The organism is Lysobacter antibioticus HS124 (assembly GCF_000336385.2).
In the GTDB taxonomy this organism is placed as follows: Bacteria; Pseudomonadota; Gammaproteobacteria; order Xanthomonadales; family Xanthomonadaceae; genus Lysobacter; species Lysobacter firmicutimachus.
In genome coordinates, this window is the sequence record NZ_HG424507.1 from 1 (window position 1) to 19,546 (window position 19,546).

General features: G+C 70.2%; 19 protein-coding genes. 7 read left to right on the plus strand and 12 right to left on the minus strand.

Annotated features, from left to right (window positions below):
• Nucleotides 1–129 precede the first annotated feature (129 nt).
• From yeiP to TX83_RS12105, 3 genes are all read right to left on the minus strand, one after another.
• Entirely contained in the window at nt 130–696 is a 567-nt protein-coding gene (gene yeiP, locus TX83_RS12095; RefSeq protein ID WP_064748202.1) for an elongation factor P-like protein YeiP, read from the minus strand.
• 116 nt (nt 697–812) lie between these two features.
• Nucleotides 813–1,583 carry an SDR family NAD(P)-dependent oxidoreductase gene (locus TX83_RS12100; protein ID WP_064748203.1) on the minus strand — a complete coding sequence of 257 codons (771 nt, stop codon included), beginning with the start codon at nt 1,581–1,583 and terminating at the stop codon, nt 813–815.
• Nucleotides 1,584–1,666: 83 nt separating this feature from the next.
• Nucleotides 1,667–2,149, minus strand: coding sequence for a GNAT family N-acetyltransferase (locus tag TX83_RS12105; RefSeq protein ID WP_064748204.1), 483 nt, complete (start codon nt 2,147–2,149; stop codon nt 1,667–1,669).
• A gap of 195 nt (nt 2,150–2,344) precedes the next feature.
• On the opposite strand from TX83_RS12105, the gene TX83_RS12110 reads away from it, so the two are divergent.
• The 4 genes from TX83_RS12110 (at nt 2,345) to TX83_RS12125 (ending at nt 5,395) form a co-directional block, all read left to right on the plus strand.
• Entirely contained in the window at nt 2,345–3,007 is a 663-nt protein-coding gene (locus TX83_RS12110) for a DUF4189 domain-containing protein (protein ID WP_064748205.1), read from the plus strand.
• Between the two features lie 53 nt (nt 3,008–3,060).
• Nucleotides 3,061–3,642: a DUF4304 domain-containing protein gene (locus tag TX83_RS12115; protein WP_064748206.1), complete on the plus strand. Its 582-nt coding sequence runs from the start codon at nt 3,061–3,063 to the stop codon at nt 3,640–3,642.
• Between the two features lie 52 nt (nt 3,643–3,694).
• Complete coding sequence (locus TX83_RS12120; protein ID WP_064748207.1) at nt 3,695–4,129, plus strand: DUF4279 domain-containing protein; 435 nt, start codon at nt 3,695–3,697, stop codon at nt 4,127–4,129.
• 234 nt (nt 4,130–4,363) lie between these two features.
• Nucleotides 4,364–5,395, plus strand: coding sequence for a hypothetical protein (locus TX83_RS12125; RefSeq protein ID WP_064748208.1), 1,032 nt, complete (start codon nt 4,364–4,366; stop codon nt 5,393–5,395).
• Between the two features lie 40 nt (nt 5,396–5,435).
• On the opposite strand, the gene TX83_RS12130 is transcribed toward TX83_RS12125, so the two are convergent.
• The 5 genes from TX83_RS12130 to TX83_RS12150 form a co-directional block, all read right to left on the minus strand.
• Entirely contained in the window at nt 5,436–8,000 is a 2,565-nt protein-coding gene (locus TX83_RS12130; RefSeq protein WP_064748209.1) for a sensor domain-containing protein, read from the minus strand.
• The gene (locus tag TX83_RS12135; protein ID WP_064748210.1) at nt 7,997–8,896 is read right to left on the minus strand and encodes a hydroxymethylglutaryl-CoA lyase; all 900 of its coding nucleotides are present in this window, start codon (nt 8,894–8,896) and stop codon (nt 7,997–7,999) included. Before TX83_RS12135 ends, TX83_RS12130 begins: the two co-directional genes overlap by 4 nt.
• Nucleotides 8,893–9,480: a hypothetical protein gene (locus TX83_RS12140; protein WP_064748211.1), complete on the minus strand. Its 588-nt coding sequence runs from the start codon at nt 9,478–9,480 to the stop codon at nt 8,893–8,895. The genes TX83_RS12135 and TX83_RS12140 overlap by 4 nt, the downstream gene beginning before the upstream one ends.
• A gap of 322 nt (nt 9,481–9,802) precedes the next feature.
• On the minus strand, nt 9,803–11,818 hold the full coding sequence (locus TX83_RS12145; RefSeq protein ID WP_064748212.1) for an acetyl/propionyl/methylcrotonyl-CoA carboxylase subunit alpha: 2,016 nt from the start codon (nt 11,816–11,818) through the stop codon (nt 9,803–9,805).
• Between the two features lie 200 nt (nt 11,819–12,018).
• Nucleotides 12,019–12,801, minus strand: coding sequence for an enoyl-CoA hydratase-related protein (locus TX83_RS12150; RefSeq protein ID WP_064748213.1), 783 nt, complete (start codon nt 12,799–12,801; stop codon nt 12,019–12,021).
• Between the two features lie 132 nt (nt 12,802–12,933).
• Between TX83_RS12150 and TX83_RS12155 the strand changes: the two genes are divergently transcribed.
• From TX83_RS12155 to TX83_RS12165, 3 genes are read left to right on the plus strand one after another with little or no spacing between them, the layout of a single operon-like run.
• A complete protein-coding gene (locus TX83_RS12155) occupies nt 12,934–13,179 on the plus strand; it encodes a FeoA family protein (protein WP_064748214.1) in 246 nt (81 codons plus the stop codon).
• Complete coding sequence (gene feoB / locus TX83_RS12160; RefSeq protein WP_261370121.1) at nt 13,176–15,071, plus strand: ferrous iron transporter B; 1,896 nt, start codon at nt 13,176–13,178, stop codon at nt 15,069–15,071. Before TX83_RS12155 ends, feoB begins: the two co-directional genes overlap by 4 nt.
• A gap of 3 nt (nt 15,072–15,074) precedes the next feature.
• Nucleotides 15,075–15,317 carry a DUF6587 family protein gene (locus tag TX83_RS12165; protein WP_064748215.1) on the plus strand — a complete coding sequence of 81 codons (243 nt, stop codon included), beginning with the start codon at nt 15,075–15,077 and terminating at the stop codon, nt 15,315–15,317.
• 40 nt (nt 15,318–15,357) lie between these two features.
• Here TX83_RS12165 and TX83_RS12170 read toward each other — a convergent pair whose 3' ends face one another.
• The 4 genes from TX83_RS12170 to TX83_RS12185 all read right to left on the minus strand — a co-directional run bounded on the left by TX83_RS12170 (nt 15,358) and on the right by TX83_RS12185 (nt 19,183).
• On the minus strand, nt 15,358–15,912 hold the full coding sequence (locus TX83_RS12170; protein WP_064748216.1) for a hypothetical protein: 555 nt from the start codon (nt 15,910–15,912) through the stop codon (nt 15,358–15,360).
• Nucleotides 15,913–15,948: 36 nt separating this feature from the next.
• Nucleotides 15,949–16,323, minus strand: coding sequence for a hypothetical protein (locus TX83_RS12175; RefSeq protein WP_064748217.1), 375 nt, complete (start codon nt 16,321–16,323; stop codon nt 15,949–15,951).
• Complete coding sequence (locus TX83_RS12180) at nt 16,320–16,913, minus strand: polymer-forming cytoskeletal protein (protein WP_064748218.1); 594 nt, start codon at nt 16,911–16,913, stop codon at nt 16,320–16,322. Before TX83_RS12180 ends, TX83_RS12175 begins: the two co-directional genes overlap by 4 nt.
• Nucleotides 16,914–17,572: 659 nt before the next feature.
• A complete protein-coding gene (locus TX83_RS12185) occupies nt 17,573–19,183 on the minus strand; it encodes a carboxyl transferase domain-containing protein (protein ID WP_064748220.1) in 1,611 nt (536 codons plus the stop codon).
• Nucleotides 19,184–19,546 lie beyond the last annotated feature (363 nt).

Sequence of the window (19,546 nt, forward strand, 5' to 3'; positions counted from 1 at the left end):
AAGCCGCACCAGCCGCCGGCATGGCCGGCTTCGATGCGCGGCGGCGTCTGGCAGCCCGCGCCGGCGTCCGCGCCGAGGCGCGAGCACCCGGCCGCCAGCGCGAGCGCGCCGGCGGCCCACAGCGCGATCTCAGTCCGCACGGCCGGCGAACTCGCCGGTGGTGGTGTTGACCAGCACGCGTTCGCCGTTGCCGATGTATTCCGGCACCATGATTTCGATGCCGGTCGACAGCTTGGCCGGCTTCGGGCGCTTGGTCGCGGTACCGCCCTTGAGCTCCGGCGGGGTCTCGATCACTTCGATCGCCACGCTCTGCGGCAGCTGCAGCGCCACCGGCTGGTCGTCGATGATCTGCACGTAGCAGCCCGACAGGTCCCCGACGATGTAGCCGGCAGCGTCGCCGACCACGTCGGCATCGAGCGTATAGGGGGTGTAGTCCTCGTCGTCGAGGAACACGAAGGCGTCGCCGTCCTTGTACGAGAAGGTCGCCTGGCGACGGCTCAGCTCGACTTCCTTGAGCTCGTCTTCGGCGCCGACGCTGAGGTCGAACTTGGTGCCGCCCGGCACCGAGTACATGGTGAAGCGGTACTTCACGTTGCCGCCGCGGCCCTGCGGCGAGCTGCGTTCGATATCGCGCACCTGGTACACGGTGTTGTTGTGTTCGACCACGTTACCTTTTTTGACGTCGTAGGCTTTCATCGTTGTTCGGAATTCGAGATTGGGGATTCGGGGTTGGCAAAAGCGGAGGGGGACGCCGGGCGGAGCGGGGATCGCTTTGCCGATCCCGAATTCCCAAACCCGAATCCCGGCCTCGCTTACTTCGGCGCCAGCCGGGTAGCGCCGTCCAGGCGGATGGTCTCGCCGTTGAGGTAGCGGTTGCCGAGGATGTAGCCGACCAGGTCGGCGAATTCTTCCGGGCGGCCCAGGCGCGAGGGGAAGGGGATCGAGGCCGACAGCGACTGCTGCACCGATTCGGGCATGCCGTCGACCATCGGGGTCCAGAAGATGCCCGGAGCGACGGTCATCACCCGGATGCCGAAGCGCGACAGTTCGCGCGCCATCGGCAGGGTCATGCCGACCACGCCGCCCTTCGAGGCCGAGTAGGCGGCCTGGCCGATCTGGCCTTCGTAGGCCGCGACCGAGGCGGTGTTGACGATCACGCCGCGCTCGCCGTCTTCGCCGGCTTCGTTGTGCTGCATCAGGTTGGCCGCGGCCTTGGCGACGTTGAAGCTGCCGACCAGGTTGACCATCACCGTGCTCTGGAACTGGCCCAGCGGCATCGGCGCTTCCTTGCCCAGCACGCGGCCGGCGCCGAGGATGCCGGCGCAGTTGATCGCCGCGTTCAGCCCGCCCAGGAACTCGCGCGCGGCCGCCAGGTTGGCCGCGACCCCGGCCTCGTCGGTGACGTCGGTGCGGAAATAGCGCGCCTTGTCCGCGCCCAGCGCCGCCACGGCTTGCGCGCCCTTGTCGTCGTTGACGTCGAACAGGGCGACCTTGCCGCCACGGGCGACCAGGTGCTGGGCCACGGCCAGGCCGAGGCCGGAGACGCCGCCGGTGACGACGGCGCGGGCGTTTTCGAGTTGCATGGGCGGTTCCTGAAGGCGGAAAGCCGCCATTCTAAAGGAGCCGGGGTATCGGCGCCGACCGCGGCCGGCGGCCGCGGACGCGGTCAGACCGTGCGCAAGTACCAGGTATGGCTGCCCGCCAGCTCCGCGTAACCCATCGGCGCGTCCAGCAACTGGAAGCTGTTGGCCTCCAGCAGCCGCTGCGCCTCGCTCATGCGGTCCAGCAATTCGACGTAGCACTGCGTATAGCCGTAGCCGCGCGCGGTCAGCAGGCACTTGTCGAGCAGGGCCTGGCCCAGGCCGATGCCGCGCACCGACGGCAGCAGGTAGAACTTGCGCAGCTCGCAGATGCGCTCGTCGCCGCCGAGCAGCGGCGCGATGCCGGCGCCGCCGCCGAGCTTGCCGTCGCGTTCGACCAGGAAGTAGGCGCTGCGCGGGCGGCTGTAACTGCGCTGCATCGCGTCCAGTTCCGGGTCGCTGATCGCGGCCGCGCCGAACTCCGCCTGCACCTGGCGGGCGATCGCGGCCAGCGCGGCATCGTCGCGGGGCAGGATCGAGCGCAACTGGACGCCGGGCGGCAGGGCCATGCGATAACTCTGTGTCGGGGACCGGTGCACATCCTCGCTCAGGACGGGGCCGATGCGAAGATGCCGGTAGCCGCATCGGGACTCGGCGCCGGGAGGGCGCAGGCGCTGCGGAGCCGGTTGTACAGTAACGGCCGGCGCCCGGACCGCCCGTCGGCAGGGTCAAGGGGCATGGATCGCAAGCCAAGGAGAGATCGTATGAGGAAGCTGGCCTGTCGGGCCGCGGGACTGCTGCTGTCGGCGTTGCTCGTCCAGCAGGCCCATGCCGACCAGGGGTGTCCGGAAGGGCTGAGTCCGATCGGCCGGGCGCCCGGACCGATCTGCGTCCCCACGCCGGGTTACGGAAACGGCCCGGTGCAGCGCGCGGCGCCGCCGCGCACCGCACCGGCGACCATGCCCGCGATCACCATGATGCCTACGCCGCAGCGCCTGCGGTTCTTCGGCGTGCACGTCAGCGATCCGGCGCGTTCGCAGTTGTACTCGTCCAACTACTCGCTGGACGTCGCCAAGGCCTCCAGCCTGGCGCTGGACTACTGCCGCCAGCAGACCGGGCAGGAATGCGTAGTGCTCGGCTCGTTCGTCGATCAATGCCAGTCGATCGTGATCGACAAGGCGCGCAAGACCTACCGCGGCCTGGACCTGATTCCGCGCGTGGCCGCGCGCACCGCCATGGCCGAGTGCCAGCGCGGTACCCGCTCCGGCGAGTGCCGCTTGTGGCGCCTGCCGCTGTGCAGCGGCTCGGACTACAGCGGCGGCAATTTCATCGGCGAGGACAACGGCCGCACGCCCGAGCAGATCGCCGAGGAGATCGCGACCATGACCCGCGAACTGTCGGCCGAGTTGGCCGCGGACGGCGGTTGAGTCTCGCCCTGCCGCCGAGCGCGGCGCAACGCCCAGGACGCCGATCAAGACCCATGGACCCCGCCAAGCATATCGACGCCGTCGTCGCTTCAGGACTGGCCCCGCTGCTGAAATCTCACGGCTTCGCCAAGGCCGGCCGCAGCTTCCACCGCCGACACGGCGATCGCTGGCAGGTGGTGAACGTCCAGGCCAGCAGCGGCAACAGCGCCGCGCAGGCGCGCTTCACCCTCAATCTGGGCCTGTACATCCCCGAGATCGAGGTGTTGGCTGGAAACGCTCCGCTGGCCGGCAAGCCCAAGGAGTACGAGTGCACCCTGCGCGAGCGCATCGGCGCGCTGATGCCGCAGGCCCGCGACCATTGGTGGACGCTCGCGCCCGACAGCGACCCGGCGCTGCTGGCGCCCGAACTGGCCGACGCCTTCGCGGCCCACGGCTTGCCTTGGCTGGAGGGCTATGCCGATCTGGCCAAGGTCGCCGCACGGCTGGCCGAGGCGCCGACGATCCTGGCCGCGGCGGCGGCGCTGGCGGCCGGCGACCGCGAGGCGGCGGCACGCCGGATCGAACACATGAAGGCCGACCGGCCGCGGGCGACGGCGGTGGCGGACGCGTGGGCGGCCAAGCACCTGACGGCTTGAGTCCGATGCCCGTACCCGGGGGCGGAACGGCAGCGATATTTACGGAGCACGGATGAGTCGGGCGGAATGGTCTACTGCGGTGTTGCGGGTGTTCGGCGACGACCTGGACCCCGATGAAGTCAGCACGCTGCTTGGCAGCAGCCCGAGCAGTTCGGCGCGCAAAGGCGACCGGCTGGTCAACGCGGCCACCGGGCGGGTGCGTATCCTCAAGACAGGCCGCTGGAGCCTGAGCGCCGTGGACAACAGGCCTGAAAACATCGAAGCGCAGATCTTCACGATCCTCGGCGGCGTGACCGACGACCTGGCGGTCTGGCGCTCGCTGGGGGAGCGCTACCGAGTGGACCTGTTCTGCGGAGTGTTCATGGAAAGCGGCAACGACAATCTGCGGCTTTCGCCCCAAGCGCTGCTCGCGCTGGGGCAGCGCGGAATCGAGCTGGAACTGGACATTTACGATCCGGCAGACGAAGCAGCGGCACAGCCGCATTGAGTCGGGCGACGGACGAGATCGCATCTTGACGCATATACCCACAGCCAAGGAAAAGGACCGTTTCGAGCGGCTCCAGCTCAGCGTCGGCCAGATGCCGCGATGCGCATTGAGCGAAGGGGCGTTCGCTACCGGCGAACACCATCGCCAGCGCGATCCCGACACTGTCTTCGCGCGGCTGCGATACCCCCGTCCTCAGGCGATACGCGCCTTGCGCGAACGCAGTCGTCCGGCCCTATGAACCTGCACTGGAAAGACCTGGAGACCGATGGCGGCCAGTGGTTCGGCCTGGCCCTGCAGTGCAGGATGGACGACGGCCGCCATCGCAAGCCGCCGTTGCACCTGGAGAGCGGCGACAACGGCCGGATCCGGCTGGTGCAGGAGTGCGCGGGCAGCGATGAATCGGTAGTGCGCTTCTGGGCGACGCTGCTGAGCGACTACGAGGGCGTTTATTGGCTGCGCGGCGCCGACGAGGCGCCGGCGCCAGTGCCGGCGTCGACGCTGGATTCGGCGATCGTCGAGCGGCATGCGGCGTTGCCGCAGGCGCAACGCCTGCCCGGATGGAGCCGGGTGTTCGCGCAGGCGCTGGCGGACGGCCCGGCCTCGTTCCTGTACCCGGGGCTGTGGGTGTTGATGGCGATGCGCCCCAAGCCCGGAACCTGGACGTTCGAAACCGAGCCCCTGCGCCGGGCGCAAGCGAGCTGGTGGCTCGAGGATGCTCGCGACGCCTTGCGCGAAGACCCGCTGTTCTTCATCGACTGGTGGCACGGACGCTACCCGCTGCTGAACCTGCGCGCGCCGGCCGCGGTCGACGACGGCCGGCTCAAGTGGTGGCGCAAGAAGGCGCGCGAGGAGGCGTTGCCGCCGGTGCTGCTGTGGTATCTGAGCTGCCTCAACGGCTATGTCATCGTCGACGGCCATCTGCGTCTGCAGGCGGCCTTGCTCGAGGATCGGCCGCCGTCGTTTCTGGTCGCCTATTCGGCCTACGAACAGGCGGTGCGGCCCGATCCGGCCGCGCAACGCGCGATTCTCGATTCCTACGAGCGCCACGCCCGCGAGTTGGCGCTGAGGCTGCCGCAGCGTCGGCCGATCGGCACCGACTCGATCAACGCCACCCTGATCGCGGCGTTCGACGACCGGCCGCTGCTGTTGCCGCGCAGCTACGGCTGGGCCACGCGCCGGCCGGAAGCGCAATGGCTGGACGAGGTCCGGGCTCGGCTGGCGGCGATCGGGCGCAGCGAGGCGATGGACGAGTTCGCGGCGCGTTGACCGGCCGTCGCGGCGTGTGCCGGGTCGCGTAGGCCCGGGCTCAGTTCGTACGGCTCAGGTAGTAATCGCGCAGGTCCCCCGGCGACAAGCCGGGAGCGAACAAGAAGCCCTGGCCGATGCCGACGCCCAGCTCGCGCAGGAAGCCGCGCTGGCGTTCGGTCTCGATGCCTTCGGCGACCAGGCCCAGGCCCAGGCTGCGGGCGATGCCGGTGACGGCCTGGCAGACGGCGACGTCGGATTGGTTGTCGGGCACGCCCTGGACGAACAACTGGCTCAGCTTGAGGCCGTGGATCGGCAGGCGGCGCAGGTAGTTGAGCGCGCTGTAGCCTTCGCCGAAATCGTCGATCGACAGGTGCACGCCGAGTTCGCGCAGGCGGGCGAAAGTGCGCACCGTGTCGGGCGCGTCCTCGATCAGCACCCGTTCGGTGAATTCCAGCTCCAGCGCGCTGCCGGGCAGGCCGTGTTCGGACAACGCCGCGGCGACGTTGCTGGCGAGGTCGTCGCCGAGGAACTGGCGGTAAGAGACGTTGACCGCGACGCGTTCGACCCGCAGGCCTTCGTCGCGCCAGCGGCGCAGTTGGCGGCAGGCCTCGTGCAGCACCCAGCCGCCGATGCCGACGATGTCGCCGGTGGTTTCGGCATGGCCGATGAAGCGGTCCGGGCGCATTTCGCCCAGCGAGCGGTTGCGCCAGCGGATCAGCGCTTCGACCGCGATCACCCGGCCGTCGCCGAGGTCGACCTGCGGTTGGTAGACCAGATGGAACTCGTCGTTGTGCACCGCGCGGCGAAGGTGGGTTTCCAGTTGCAGGCGGTGCAGCTGCTGTTCGGCCAGTTCCGGAGTGAAGGCCTGCCAGCTGTTGCGGCCGCGGCGTTTGCTGTCGTACATGGCCACGTCGGCGCTTTGGATCAGCTGTTGCGCGGTGCGGCCGTCGAGGGGCGCCTGGGCGATGCCGATGCTGGCGGTGATGCTGAACTCTTCGCCGTCGACGCGGAAGCTGTCGCCGAAGCTTTCCAGGATCGCGTCGGCGATGCGTTCGGCGCGCAGCGGCTCGCCGTCGAGCGGGCACACCACCAGGAATTCGTCGCCGCCGAAGCGGGCGATCTGCGCCGGATCGTTGCCGATGGCCTGGCGGATGCGGCGCGCGGCCGAGGCCAGCAGGCGGTCGCCGGCGGCATGGCCCAGCACGTCGTTGACCACCTTGAAGCGATCCAGGTCGATGTACAGCACCGCCAGCGGCGATTGCGGGAAGGTGTCCAGGCGTTGTTCGAGCTCGGCTAGCACCGCGTCGCGGTTGAGCAGGCCGGTCAGCGGATCGCTGCGCGCCTGGATGCGCAGGTGTTCTTCTTCCTGCTTGCGCTCGGTGACGTCCTGCAGGGTGCCGGTCAGCACTTGGCCGACCGGATCGCCGGCGCCGGCGTCGCCGATCACCCGCACCCAGAACACGCTGCCGTCCGGGCGCACGCCCTGCAGCTCCAGATCGAGCCCGCGGCCGCCGCCGACGCTGCGGTCGAGGTGGCTGCGCAAGCGATGGCGGTCCATCGGGCGCAGGCAGTCGAGCAATTCCTCGATGGTGGTCGGCACGACTTCGCGGCCGAGAATGCGCGCGGCTTCGTCGGTCAGATACAGGCTGTCGCGGCCGGCGTCCCACTCCCAGCCGCCGATGTGGGCCAGGGCCTGGGCGCGGTCGAACAGCGCGCTGTCGCGCTTGAGCGCGGTGACGTTGGAGAACAGTGCGAACACTTGGTTCGGCCGGTCGCCGCCGGGCGGGAACTTCGGCACCGCGGTCACCGACAGCCAGATCAGTTCGTGGCGGTTGCGGGGGTACAGGCCGAGCACGGTGCTCTCGACCACGCGCCCGGTTTCCAGGGCGATGCGCGAGGGGTATTGCGTGGGCGGCAGCTCGCGGCCGCGTTCGTCGATCACCATCCAATGGCCGGAGCGCAACTCGTCGACGATGCTGTCGCCGCTGTGCAGCGACAGCAGCCGCATCGCCGCGCTGTTGGCGTAGACGATGCGCAGGCCGTCGTCCTGCACGATCACGCCGCGGTCGATCAGTTCGACCAGTTCGCGGAAGCGCAGCTCGGCGTCCTGGCGGGTGCTCAGGTCGCGGGCGACCGCGATGATCCGGCGCTGGCCCTCGTGGACGAACGCGGCCGAGTGCACCTCCACGGGGAAGCGGGTGCCGTCGCCGCGCTTGTTGGTGACCTCGATGACGTAGGTCTCGCCGCGGTTGAGGGATTCCCACACCGGGACCAGGTGGTCCTGCGGCAGCTCCGGATTGAGCACGTGGATCGGCTGGCCGAGGATGTCCTCGCGCTCCCGCCGGTGCGCATGCGTGCCCTGGCGGTTGATCTCGATCACCGTGCCTTCTTCGTCGAGCACCGTGACCAAGTCGGGGATCGAGTCGAACAGGGCGCGGTACAGGCAGCGGTGTTCGGCATCGCCGCCGCGCGCGCGCAGCGCGGCCGCGGCTTCGGCGAGCAGGGCGCGCAGCGCCGGGTCGAGTTTGGGGTCCTGCTGCGCCCGCTCCAGCGCCGCCAGGACCCGCGCCGGATCGTCCGTGCGGCTCGGCGGCGGCTCCGGCGCGGGCGCGTCGCGCTTCACGCCGCCGCCAGGGCCTTGCCGACCTTGCTGCCGGTTTCGCGGCCGAGCAGGCCGGCCAGCCAGCGCCCGGTCCGGGCCAGCGCATCCAGGTCGATGCCGGTGTCGATGCCCAGGCCGTGCAGCATATAGACCACGTCCTCGCTGGCGACATTGCCGCTGGCGCCCTTGGCGTAGGGGCAGCCGCCGGTGCCGGACACGGCCGAGTCGACTACCGCCACGCCTTCTTCCAGGCAGGCGAGGATGTTGGACAGGGCCTGGCCGTAGGTGTCGTGGAAATGCACCGCCAGCGCCGCGACCGGCACTTCGGCGGCGACCGCCTTGAACATCGCCCGCGCCTTGCCCGGCGTGCCTATGCCGATGGTGTCGCCGAGCGAGATCTCGTAGCAGCCCATGTCGAACAGCGAGCGCGCCACCCGCACCACGTCGGCGACCGGCACCGCGCCCTGGTAAGGACAGCCGAGCACGGTGGAGACGTAGCCGCGCACCGCCACGCCGTCGGCCTTGGCCCGCGCGAGCACCGGCGCGAAGCGTTGCAGGGACTCGTCGATGCTGGCGTTGATGTTCTTCTGGTTGAAGGCTTCCGAGGCCGCGGTGAACACCGCGATTTCCTCCACCCCGACCGCGCGCGCGCGGTCGTAGCCTTGCTCGTTCGGCACCAGCACCGGGTAGCGCACGCCGGGGCGGCGGGCGATGCCGGCGAACACTTCGGCCGCGTCGGCCAACTGCGGCACCCACTTGGGGCTGACGAAGCTGGTCGCCTCGATGCTGCGCAGTCCGGTCGCGGACAGGCGGTCGATCAGGGCGATCTTGTCGGCGGTCGCGATCGGGGTCTTTTCGTTCTGCAGTCCGTCGCGGGGACCGACTTCGACGATGCGTACGGCGGAGGGCTGAGTCACGGATGTTCCTTGGATGGGACGCGTTGCAGCGACATGGCTTTGGCGCGCGTGTCGTATAGCAGATCGGTGTGCCGGGCGAGCGTGGCGCGCAGGCGCTCGGCGTCGCCCTGGACGAGGGCGAAGCGGTCCTCCAGTTTGCGCCCATCGAGCTCGCCGCGGGCGATCGCGGCCAGTGCGCGTTGCGAATCGGGCAGCCAGGCACTGATGCGGCCGTCCTCGATGCGATACAAGACCAGGAACACTGCGCCGGCCGGCGCCGCGCCGGTCAGGCTGCGGCCTTCGGCGCCGATCGCGCGTTCGGCTTCGGCCGGAGACAGCACGATGTAGCGGTCTTCGCCGATCGCGAAGCCGGTCAGGTCCAGCGCGACCGGACGCTCGCGCAGGCCGGGCCAGTCTTCGGTGTGGCAGCGCGCATCGATGCGGAGGGTTTTGTCGATGCCTTCCGCGCGCAGGCGCCAGTGCCCGGGCAGGTCGCGGTCGCAGCGGCGTTCGGCCACCGGGCTGCGCTCGAAGGCGACGCAGCCGGCGCACAGCGCCAGCGCGGCGAGCACAAGCGGGCGCAGGGCGCGCGCGGCGGCGGACATTGGCTCGACGGTCGGGGCGAGGGCGTCGGCGGCGCGGCGTTGCCGAGGATCGGACGGCCTTCGACCGGGCCCTGGTCGCCGATCTGGGGTGGGTCGCAGGGCAGGGCGGCCGAAGGCGGCCGTTCGGCGACCGCGCAGCCGTTCCAGGCCGGCGGTGAGCGCAAGACTCAGGATCGGATACCGAAGCATGCGAGATCCCTCTTGGCGATGCGAGGCCGGTGCGCCGAGCGGCGCCGGCGGGACGGCCCCGGCGCTCCAGCCGGGGCCTCCATCATTGCGGAAATTTCGATAGCGGTCGATGTTGCGCCGCCGTACGGTCCGCTCAGGCCGGGGCCAGGGTCGCCAGCACCGCGTCGGCCTCGACGAAATCGCCGGCCGCGGCGCGCACCTCGGCGATCACGCCGGCGCGCGGCGCCTTCAGGCTCAGCTCCATCTTCATCGCCTCGATCACCAGCACTTCCTGGCCGGCCTCCACGGCATCGCCCGGCGCGGCCTTGACCACCACTACCCGGCCCGGCATCGGCGCGTTGACGTTGTTGCCGGAGCCGGCGGCGGCGCCCTGTTCGTGGCGGTACATCGGCACCGATTCCAGGCGCAGTCGGCGTTCGCCGTCGTGCAGCACCAAGCGGGCGCCGTCGCCGAGCGTGCGCAACCGGCGCGCGCGGCCGTCGATGCGCAGGCTCAACTCGTCGCCGTGCAGGCGCGCGCCTTCGATGCGATGAGTGCCGTCGGCGCCGGCCAGTTCGATGCGGTAGTCGCCGGCGCTGCCGTGCGCCTGCAGCTCCAGGCGCTGTTCGCGGCTCAGGAAGGCCAGGCTGCGACGGCCGCCGTGACCGAGCCGCCAACCGTCGGCGACCGCCCAGGGCGAGCCCGGGTCGTTGGAGGCCGCAGCGTCCTGGCGAGTGCGGCGCTCCTGCGCCAGCAGCTCGCATACCGCCGCGCCGAGCAGCAGGTCGCGCTCGCCGGCGTCGTCGCGGTGCGCGGCGGGCATGAACTCGTCGAGATGGCGGTCCAGGTAGCCGGTGTCGATGGTGCCCTCGACCACCGCCGGATGCCGCGCCAGGCGCTCGAGGAATTCGATATTGGACTTCGGCCCGGCGATCTCGCACTGCGCCAGCGCCGCGCGCAACCGCGCCAATGCGCGCGGCCGGTCGGCGTCGGCGACGATCAGCTTGGCGATCATCGGGTCGTAGAAGATCGTCACCGTATCGCCTTCGACCACGCCCGAGTCCAGGCGCACGTGCGCATCGGCCGCCGGCAGGCGCAGGCGTTCGAGCTTGCCCGAGCCGGGCAGGAAGCCGGCTTCCGGGTCCTCGGCGTACAGCCGCACTTCGATCGCGTGGCCGCGCTGGACGATGGCGTCCTGGGCCAGCGGCAACGGTTCGCCGGCGGCCACGCGCAGCTGCCATTCGACCAGGTCCACGCCGGTCACCCATTCGGTCACCGGATGCTCGACCTGCAGGCGGGTGTTGATCTCCATGAAGTAGAAACCGCCGTCCTGGCCGACGATGAACTCGACCGTGCCGGCGTTGACGTAATCGATCGCGCGGCCGGCCTGGACCGCGGCGGCGCCCATCTGCGCGCGCAGCTCGGCGCTGAGGAAGGAGGAGGGCGATTCCTCCAGCACCTTCTGGTAGCGGCGCTGGGCCGAGCACTCGCGTTCGTTGAGATGGATCACTTCGCCGCGGTTGTCGCCGAAGATCTGGATCTCGATATGGCGCGGACGCTCGACGTAGCGCTCCAGCAGCACCCGGTCGCGGCCGAAGGCGTTGCGCGCCTCGCGCTGGCAGCTCTCCAGATTGGCGGCGAATTCGCCCGCTTCGCGCACGATGCGCATGCCCTTGCCGCCGCCGCCGTGGGCGGCCTTGATCATCAGCGGGTAGCCGATGCGGTCGGCCTCGCGCTGCAGCAGCGCTGGGTCCTGGTCGGCGCCGGTGTAGCCCGGCACCACCGGCACGCCGGCGGCCTGCATCAGTTCCTTGGCCCCGGCCTTGCTGCCCATCTTGCGCATCGACGCCGCCTTGGGGCCGATGAAGGCGATGCCGGCGGCCTCGACCGCGTCGGCGAAGTCGGCGTTCTCGCTGAGAAATCCGTAGCCGGGGTGGATGGCTTGCGCGCCGCTGCGCCGCGCGACCTCGATGATCGCGTCGCCGCGCAGGTAGCTGTCGGCCGGGCGCGGGCCGCCGATCGGATAGGCCTCGTCGGCCTGGCGCACGTGCTGGGCGTCGGCGTCGGCCTCGGAATACACCGCGACGGTGCGGATGCCGAGCTGGCGGCAGGTGCGGATCACGCGACAGGCGATCTCGCCGCGGTTGGCGATCAGGATCTTTTCGAACATGGCAGGCCGCAGGTCGGGGCGCAGCGAGGCGCGTGGTCGGGAGCCGCGGCGCCGGGGGCGGACGCGATCCGGCGATTTTCGCCGATGCGGCGGCCTCGTGTCGCCCCGGCGTGGGCGAATGCGTCGCCGTCGGCGTGCGTACGTAGCGGTATGCGCATGCGCTCAGGCGTCCGCACGGGACGCCCTGGCGCGTCGCGGGCTCAGCGCGCCCAGTTCGGCTTGCGCTTGTCGAGGAAGGCGCTCAGGCCTTCCTGGCCTTCGGCGGACACCCGCAGCGCGGCGATCAGCGCGGCGTTGTCGGCGTCCAGGCGCGCGCCGTCGCGTTCGCCGGCGACCCGGCGCACCAGTTGCTTGGCTTGCGCGGCGGCGCGCGGGCCGGCCTTGAGCAGCAGCTCGACCTGGCGCGCGACCGCGGCGTCGAGCTGATCCTCGTCGACCAGTTCGTGCAGCAGGCCGATGCGCAGCGCGGTGGCGGCGTCGAAGATTTCGGCGGTGGCGAACCAGCGCCGCGCCTGGCGCGCGCCGATGGCTTCGATGACGTAGGGCGAGATCACCGCCGGCAGCAGGCCGAGTTTGCTCTCGGTCAGGCCGAACTTGGCCGCCGGCGCGGCGATGGCGATGTCGCAGCAGGCGACCAGGCCGACCCCGCCGCCGAAGGCCGCGCCCTGGACCCGGGCCACGGTCGGCTTGGGCAGCTCGTTGAGGGTGCGCATCAGCCGCGCCAGGGCCAGCGCGTCCTCGCGATTCTCGGCCTCGCCGGCGGCGGCCATGCCGCGCATCCAGTGGAGGTCGGCGCCGGTCGAGAACGAGGCGCCTTCGCCTTCGATCACCACCACCCGCACCTCGTCGTCGCCCGCGGCGGCGTCCAGGGCGCCGGTCAGCGCGGCGATCAGCATGGCGTCGAAGGCGTTGTGCAGCTCGGGACGGTTCAGGCGCAGGCGGGCGACAGGGCCCTCGCGCAGGCTCAGCAGCGGGTGGGTCATCGGGCGGGGGAGTTGATTGGAGTTGGCGAATGATACCGTTCAGCTTGCCGGCTCCGCCCCTGTCCGTTGTACCAGTGCTAGAATGAGAACAATTCCCATTTGGGTCGCCACCTCCTTCCTGGAAGCCGCCTCTTGAAGCTGTCCGAACTGCCGCGCCGTACTGCGGCCACGGTCGAGTCCGTCGATGATCAGGTTCCCAACGACACCATTGCCAGGCGCTTGCGCGAACTCGGATTCGTCGCCGGCGAGCGGGTGGAAGTGATGGCGGCCGGTCCGATCGCCGCCGAGCCGCTGCTGGTGCAGGTCGGCTACACCCGTTTCGCCCTGCGCCGCACCGAAGCGGCGCGAGTGCGGGTGCGGCTGGAGCCGCCGGCATGAGCGCGATCGCCGCCGAGGCCGGCGCCATGCCCGCGACCGCACCGATGCGGGTGGCCCTGGTCGGCAACCCCAACTGCGGCAAGACCGCGCTGTTCAACCTGCTGACCGGCAGCCGGCAGAAGGTCGCCAACTACGCCGGCGTCACCGTCGAGCGCAAGGAAGGCCGGCTGCACGCGCCGTCCGGGCGCAGCTATGCCGTGCTCGACCTGCCCGGCGCCTACAGCCTCAGCGCGGCCAGCCTCGACGAGGCGGTGACCCGCGACGTGCTGCGCGGTTTCTATCCGGGCGAGCCGGCGCCGGACGTGCTGCTGTGCGTGGTCGATGCGACCAACCTGCGCCTGCATCTGCGCTTCGCCCTGGAGCTGCGCGAGCTCGGCCGGCCGATGCTGGTGGCGATCAACATGATGGACGCGGCCAAGCGCCGCGGCATCGACATCGACCTGGCCGCGCTGGAACGTGAGCTCGGCGTGCCGGTGGTGCCGACGGTCGCGGTCAAGCGCGACGGCGCGCGCGAGCTGGTGGCCCTGCTGGACCGGATCGCGGTCGCGCCGCGCGAACCGCACGAGCCGCGCGTGCGCCTGGCCGAGGGCGCCGACCTGCACGCCGAAACCCGGCGTCTGCTCGAGCTGACCGTGCGCATGCCGACCCGCACCGCGCGCATCGACGACGCGCTCGACCGCTGGCTGCTGCATCCGGTGCTGGGCCTGGTGTCGTTGGCGGTGGTGATGTTCCTGATCTTCCAAGCGGTGTACGCCTGGGCCACGCCGTTGATGGACGGGATCGAGGCGCTGACCGCGTGGACCGGCGAGCGAGCCGGCGCGCTGTTGCCCGACGGGCCGCTGCGCAGCCTGCTGGTCGACGGCGTCATCGCCGGCCTCGGCGGCGTGGTGGTGTTCCTGCCGCAGATCCTGATCCTGTTCGCTTTCATCTTGGCGCTGGAAGAGTCCGGCTACCTGCCGCGCGCGGCCTTCCTGCTCGACCGCATGATGGCCGGCGCCGGCCTGTCGGGGCGTTCGTTCATCCCGCTGCTGTCGAGCTTCGCCTGCGCGATCCCCGGGATCATGGCCACGCGTTCGATCCAGGACCCGCGCGACCGCCTCGCCACCATCCTGGTGGCGCCGCTGATGACCTGCTCGGCGCGGCTGCCGGTGTACGCGCTGCTGATCGGCGCTTTCATTCCGCAGCGCCAGGTCTGGGGCCTGCTCAACCTGCAGGGCCTGGTCCTGTTCGGCCTGTACATGGCCGGCATCCTCAGCGCGCTGGCGGTGTCGTGGGTGATGAAGAAGTGGCGCCGCGACAAGAGCGAGCATGCGCTGCTGCTGGAGCTGCCGTCGTACCGCGTTCCCAATCCGCGCGATCTGCTGATCGGCCTGTGGGAGCGGGCCTGGATCTTCCTGCGCCGGGTCGGCGGCATCATCCTGGCCCTGACCATCCTGCTGTGGTTCCTGCTGTCGTTCCCGGGCGCGCCGGAAGGCGCCACCGCGCCGGCGATCGACTACAGCTTCGCCGGCCGCATCGGCCACGCGATGACCGCGGTGTTCGCGCCGATCGGCTTCAACTGGCAGATCTGCATCGCCCTCATTCCGGGCTTGGCCGCGCGCGAAGTGGCGGTGTCCTCGCTGGCCACCGTCTACGCGCTGTCGGCGCCGGACGACGAAGCCGCGGCGCAGGCGCTGACCCCGATCATCACCGACACCTGGTCGCTGGCGACCGCGCTGGCCCTGCTGGTGTGGTTCATCTACGCGCCGCAGTGCATTTCCACCCTGGCCACCATCCGCCGCGAGACCAATTCGTGGAAGCAGGTGGGGATCGCCGCCGGCTATCTGTTCGCGCTGGCGTATCTGGCCTCGCTGCTGACCTATCAGGTCGCGGTCTGGCTGGGAGCGGGTTGAGCGATGGACCCGGGGCTGTTCGCGCAATACGTGGTGATCGCGATCGCGGTCGCGGTCAGTGCGGCCGTGGTCGCGCGCAAGCAGTTCCCCGGCGGCGTGCGTCGCCTGCGCCTCGCCTGCGCTCTGCCGCTGGTGCGCGAGGGGCGGCCGGACTGGATGCGCAAGCTCGGCCGGCGCATCGCCCCGGCGCCGCGCGCGAGCGGCCCGAACTGCGCCGGCTGCGACAACTGCGGCCCTTCCGGCTGACGCCGCTCGGCCCGCCGGCGCCGAACGATTGCGCGCCGCCTCAGCCGGCGCGCTCGCGCAGGTAGGCCTCGGCGCGGTCCAGGTGCCTGCGCGCCTCGTCCATATGCGGCGCCGACGGCGCGCGTTCGAAGCGGCTGGCGCCGTCGCTCAGCCGCAGATAGGCCGGGGTTTCGCCGCGGCCGCGACGGAAGTCGAAGGCGAGAATGAAGTCGTCCGAGCCGGCGTCGTTGAAGCCGGCCGCACCGCGCAGCGGACTGAGCACGCGCAGCATCTCGATCGGGTGTCCGGACACCTGCAGCATGGCGATGCGCAGCTCGCGGCGCAGTTCGTCGTATTCCACCGGCGGAGTGCCGGTCCACGAATCCTGGCGCCAGGCCTTGATCGCCTCGGCGACGGTGGCGGGCTGCGGATCGGTCAAGGCCTCGGCGTGGCCGCGGCGACCGCCCAGCCCCGCCTGCAACGCCGATGCCGCCGGCCAGTCGCCGAACTCATCCGGGCGCGCCGGGGCGGAATCCATGTAGGCCTGATAGCGCTGCAGGTCGAGCGTGAACCTCGCATACAGCGAAAGCGGTTGCGGCACTGCCGGTTGCGACATCCAGAAGATCCTTTCCTGTGACCGTGGCGCCGCGGATCAGCGGCGCAGCCGTCCTTTGCTCGCGGCTTTCCAGCCGACGGCCTCGAAGGCCTCGACCGATAAGGTGAAAGTGCGTTCGTCGCCCGGGTGCAGCGCGCCGACGCCGACCACCTGGCGGGTGATCTCGTCGCCGCGCTCGTTGCGGATCGACAGCACCATCGAGTATTCCCAGGCGACGTCGCCCTGGGGTGGGCGAATCGTGCCTTCGACGTGCAGCGGCGAGAACCTCGCCGCCGCACGCTGAGCGGCATCGGAGTCGAAACGCAGATGGTGCTTGCACGCGGGACAGACGCTCGCGCTGTCGAGAATCGTCGCCTTGCAGTGCGGACATACGCGCGTCGCGCCGGGCTGGCCCTGGCGGACGGCGCTCATGAGTCGGCGCCGTTCTCCGTCTTGGCGCCGTTGCCGTTCTTCTCGTGCTTGGACGACTTGGCGTTGCCGCTGTCCTTGTCTTCCCAGCCGAATTCGACCTGGCCGCGCATGCGCGATCCGGCCGCGACGGTGACCACCCCGGCCTTGACGTCGCCGATCATCGCGCCGCTTTCGAGCAGCTCCACGCGCTGCGCCGATTCGATGTTGCCTTCCAGTTCGCCGGCGATGACGACCTTGCGCGCGCGCACGCCGCCGTTGAGCTTGGCGCCGAGTTCGACGGTGAGGTCGCCGTCGACCTGCACGTCGCCCTTGAAGCGGCCGGCGATGCGGATATGGCCCGAGCCTTGGATCTTGCCTTCGATCGACAGGTCCGAGGCGATCAGCGATTCCTTCACCGTCTCGCGCTCGGGCGCGCGCGGTGCCGGCGCGGCCGCGGCAGGAGCGGGCGCGATCGGTGTCTGCGGCGGCGTCGGCTGGCCGAAGCTGAACTCGTTGAGCGTGTCGGGTTCGCGCTTGAGCGCGGTTTCAGGCTGCGGCGGCGGAACCGGATTGTCGCGCTTGGGCGGAGCGGGCTGGTTGAAGATAGCCATGACGCGGTGTTTCCTCAGGTCGGGGGATCAAGTGATGACACGCGTGAACGACGGAGCCTAACACGCTGATCCGAAGCCCCCACTGTGATGCATCTCACCAATCCGAGTTGCAGGAAACGGCGACTCCGATTCAGATTTCGCGCGCGAATCGGCGATGCGGAAAAGCGCGCGGAGCACAGCGCATTCAGTCGATTTCAGCCGCTGCGCTCATGACAAAAAGAATTCAGTTTGTTTTCATGACGATGAATAGCCGGCGCTGCTTCGACAGGCGCGTTCGGCATCGGCAGCCGACGAAGAGGATCGCGCAACGCGGATCGGTCGCGACGCGCAATGGCACCGGTCCGGAGTGTTAGGCGAACGGTTTCGTCGCGCCGTTGTGTTCGAATGCGATGCGGCACGGCCATGCGCCGTCGGATCGTCGTCTCGCATGCCCCGCAACCGGCTCGGACTCGATGCGAAGCGCGGCGAAGTCGCGGACGAAATCGCGCAATGGAACGGCGCGCGCGGGCGATGCGCGCGCGGGGGCCAAAGCCGGCGCGGGCAAGGTGCCCGGCGCGCCGTCTATGGTCGCATCGATGCCGCTGCGCGATAGCGCGATGGCGCACGCGCTGTCGGGATGGCTCGCAAAAGCGCGCGCCGCCTTGCGGCGGCGCGATGGATCACATCCGGAACACGCCGAAGCGGGTGCGATCCTCGATCGGCGCGTTGAGGCTGGCCGACAGGCCCAGGCCGAGCACGCGGCGGGTGTCGGCCGGATCGATGATGCCGTCGTCCCACAGACGTGCGGTGGCGTAGTAAGGGTTTCCCTGGTTCTCGTACTGCTCGCGGATCGGCGCCTTGAATGCGTCTTCTTCCTCGGCCGTCCACACTTTGCCCGCCGCCTCGATGCCGTCGCGGCGCACGGTCGCCAGCACCGACGCGGCCTGTTCGCCGCCCATGACGCTGATGCGCGCATTCGGCCACATCCACAGGAAGCGCGCGCCGTACGCGCGGCCGCACATGGCGTAGTTACCGGCGCCGAAGCTGCCGCCGATGACCACGGTGAACTTGGGCACGTGCGAACAGGCCACCGCGGTGACCATCTTGGCGCCGTCCTTGGCGATGCCGGCGTTCTCGTACTTCTTGCCGACCATGAAGCCGGTGATGTTCTGCAGGAACACCAGCGGAATGCCGCGCTGGTTGCACAGCTCGATGAAGTGCGCGCCCTTGAGCGCGCTTTCGGCGAACAGGATGCCGTTGTTGGCGACGATGCCGACCGGGTAGCCGTGCAGATGGGCGAAGCCGGTGACCAGGGTCTTGCCGTAGCGCGCCTTGAATTCTTGGAACTCGCTGCCGTCGGCGACGCGCGCGATCACTTCGCGGATGTCGAAGGGCTTGCGGGTGTCCTTGGGCACGATGCCGTACAACTCCTCGGCCGGATACAGCGGATCGCGCGGCGCCTGTGCGGCGACCGGCAGCGACTTCTTGCGGTTGAAGGTGGCGACGATGTCGCGCGCGATCTGCAGCGCGTGGCGGTCGTCTTCGGCGAAGTGATCGGCCACGCCGGACACGCTGGTGTGCACGTCGGCGCCGCCGAGCGCTTCGGCGTCGACCACTTCGCCGGTCGCGGCTTTCACCAGCGGCGGGCCGCCGAGGAAGATCGTGCCCTGTTCCTTGACGATCACCGACTCGTCGCACATCGCCGGCACGTAGGCGCCGCCGGCGGTGCAACTGCCCATCACCACTGCGACCTGGGGGATGTTCTCGGCGCTGAGACGGGCCTGGTTGTAGAAGATCCGGCCGAAGTGCTCCTTGTCCGGAAACACTTCGTCCTGCAGCGGCAGGAAGGCGCCGCCGGAGTCGACCAGGTAGACGCAGGGCAGGCGGTTCTCGCGTGCGATCTCCTGCGCGCGCAGGTGCTTCTTGACCGTCATCGGGAAGTAGGTGCCGCCCTTGACCGTGGCGTCGTTGGCGACGATCACCACTTCCAGCCCCTGCACGCGGCCGATGCCGGCGACCATGCCCGCGGCCGGCGCCGCGTCGTCGTACATGCCTTCTGCGGCGAGCGGGGCGATTTCCAGGAACGGCGAGCCGGGGTCGAGCAGGGCGGCGATGCGGTCGCGCGCCAGCAACTTGCCGCGTTCGGTGTGCTTGGCCCGTGCTTTGTCGCCGCCGCCGTGCGCCGCGCGCGCCAAGCGCGCGTCGAGTTCCTCGACCAGGGCCTGGTGATAGGCGACGTTGTCGCGGAAGTCCTGCGAGCGTGGGTCGAGCTGGGAGGTCAGGGCGGGCATCGCGCAACGGCCGTGGGTTTTGGACGCGGCATCAGAACACAAAGCGCGCCGCGCGGCCAAGCGCTGGCGGATGGCGCGCGACAACGCACGCCGGCGCACGGAGGCACGGAACATCGCAGGCGCCGCTGCGCTTGCGCCTTGGCCGGTTGCTCGCGGCGCAGTCGGGCTGGGGCGTTCGCGCCGAGCTCGTCGGACAAAAAGAAAGGCCCGCTCGCGCGGGCCTTCCGGTGCAGCGGGAGAGCGCCAGCGATTAGTGCTTGGCGGCTTCTTCCTTGGCCTTGTCGGCAGCGGCGTCGGCCTTGTCGGCGACGTTCTGCGCGGCGTCGGCGGTGGCGTCGGCGGCCTTGGCGGCGGCGGCGGCAG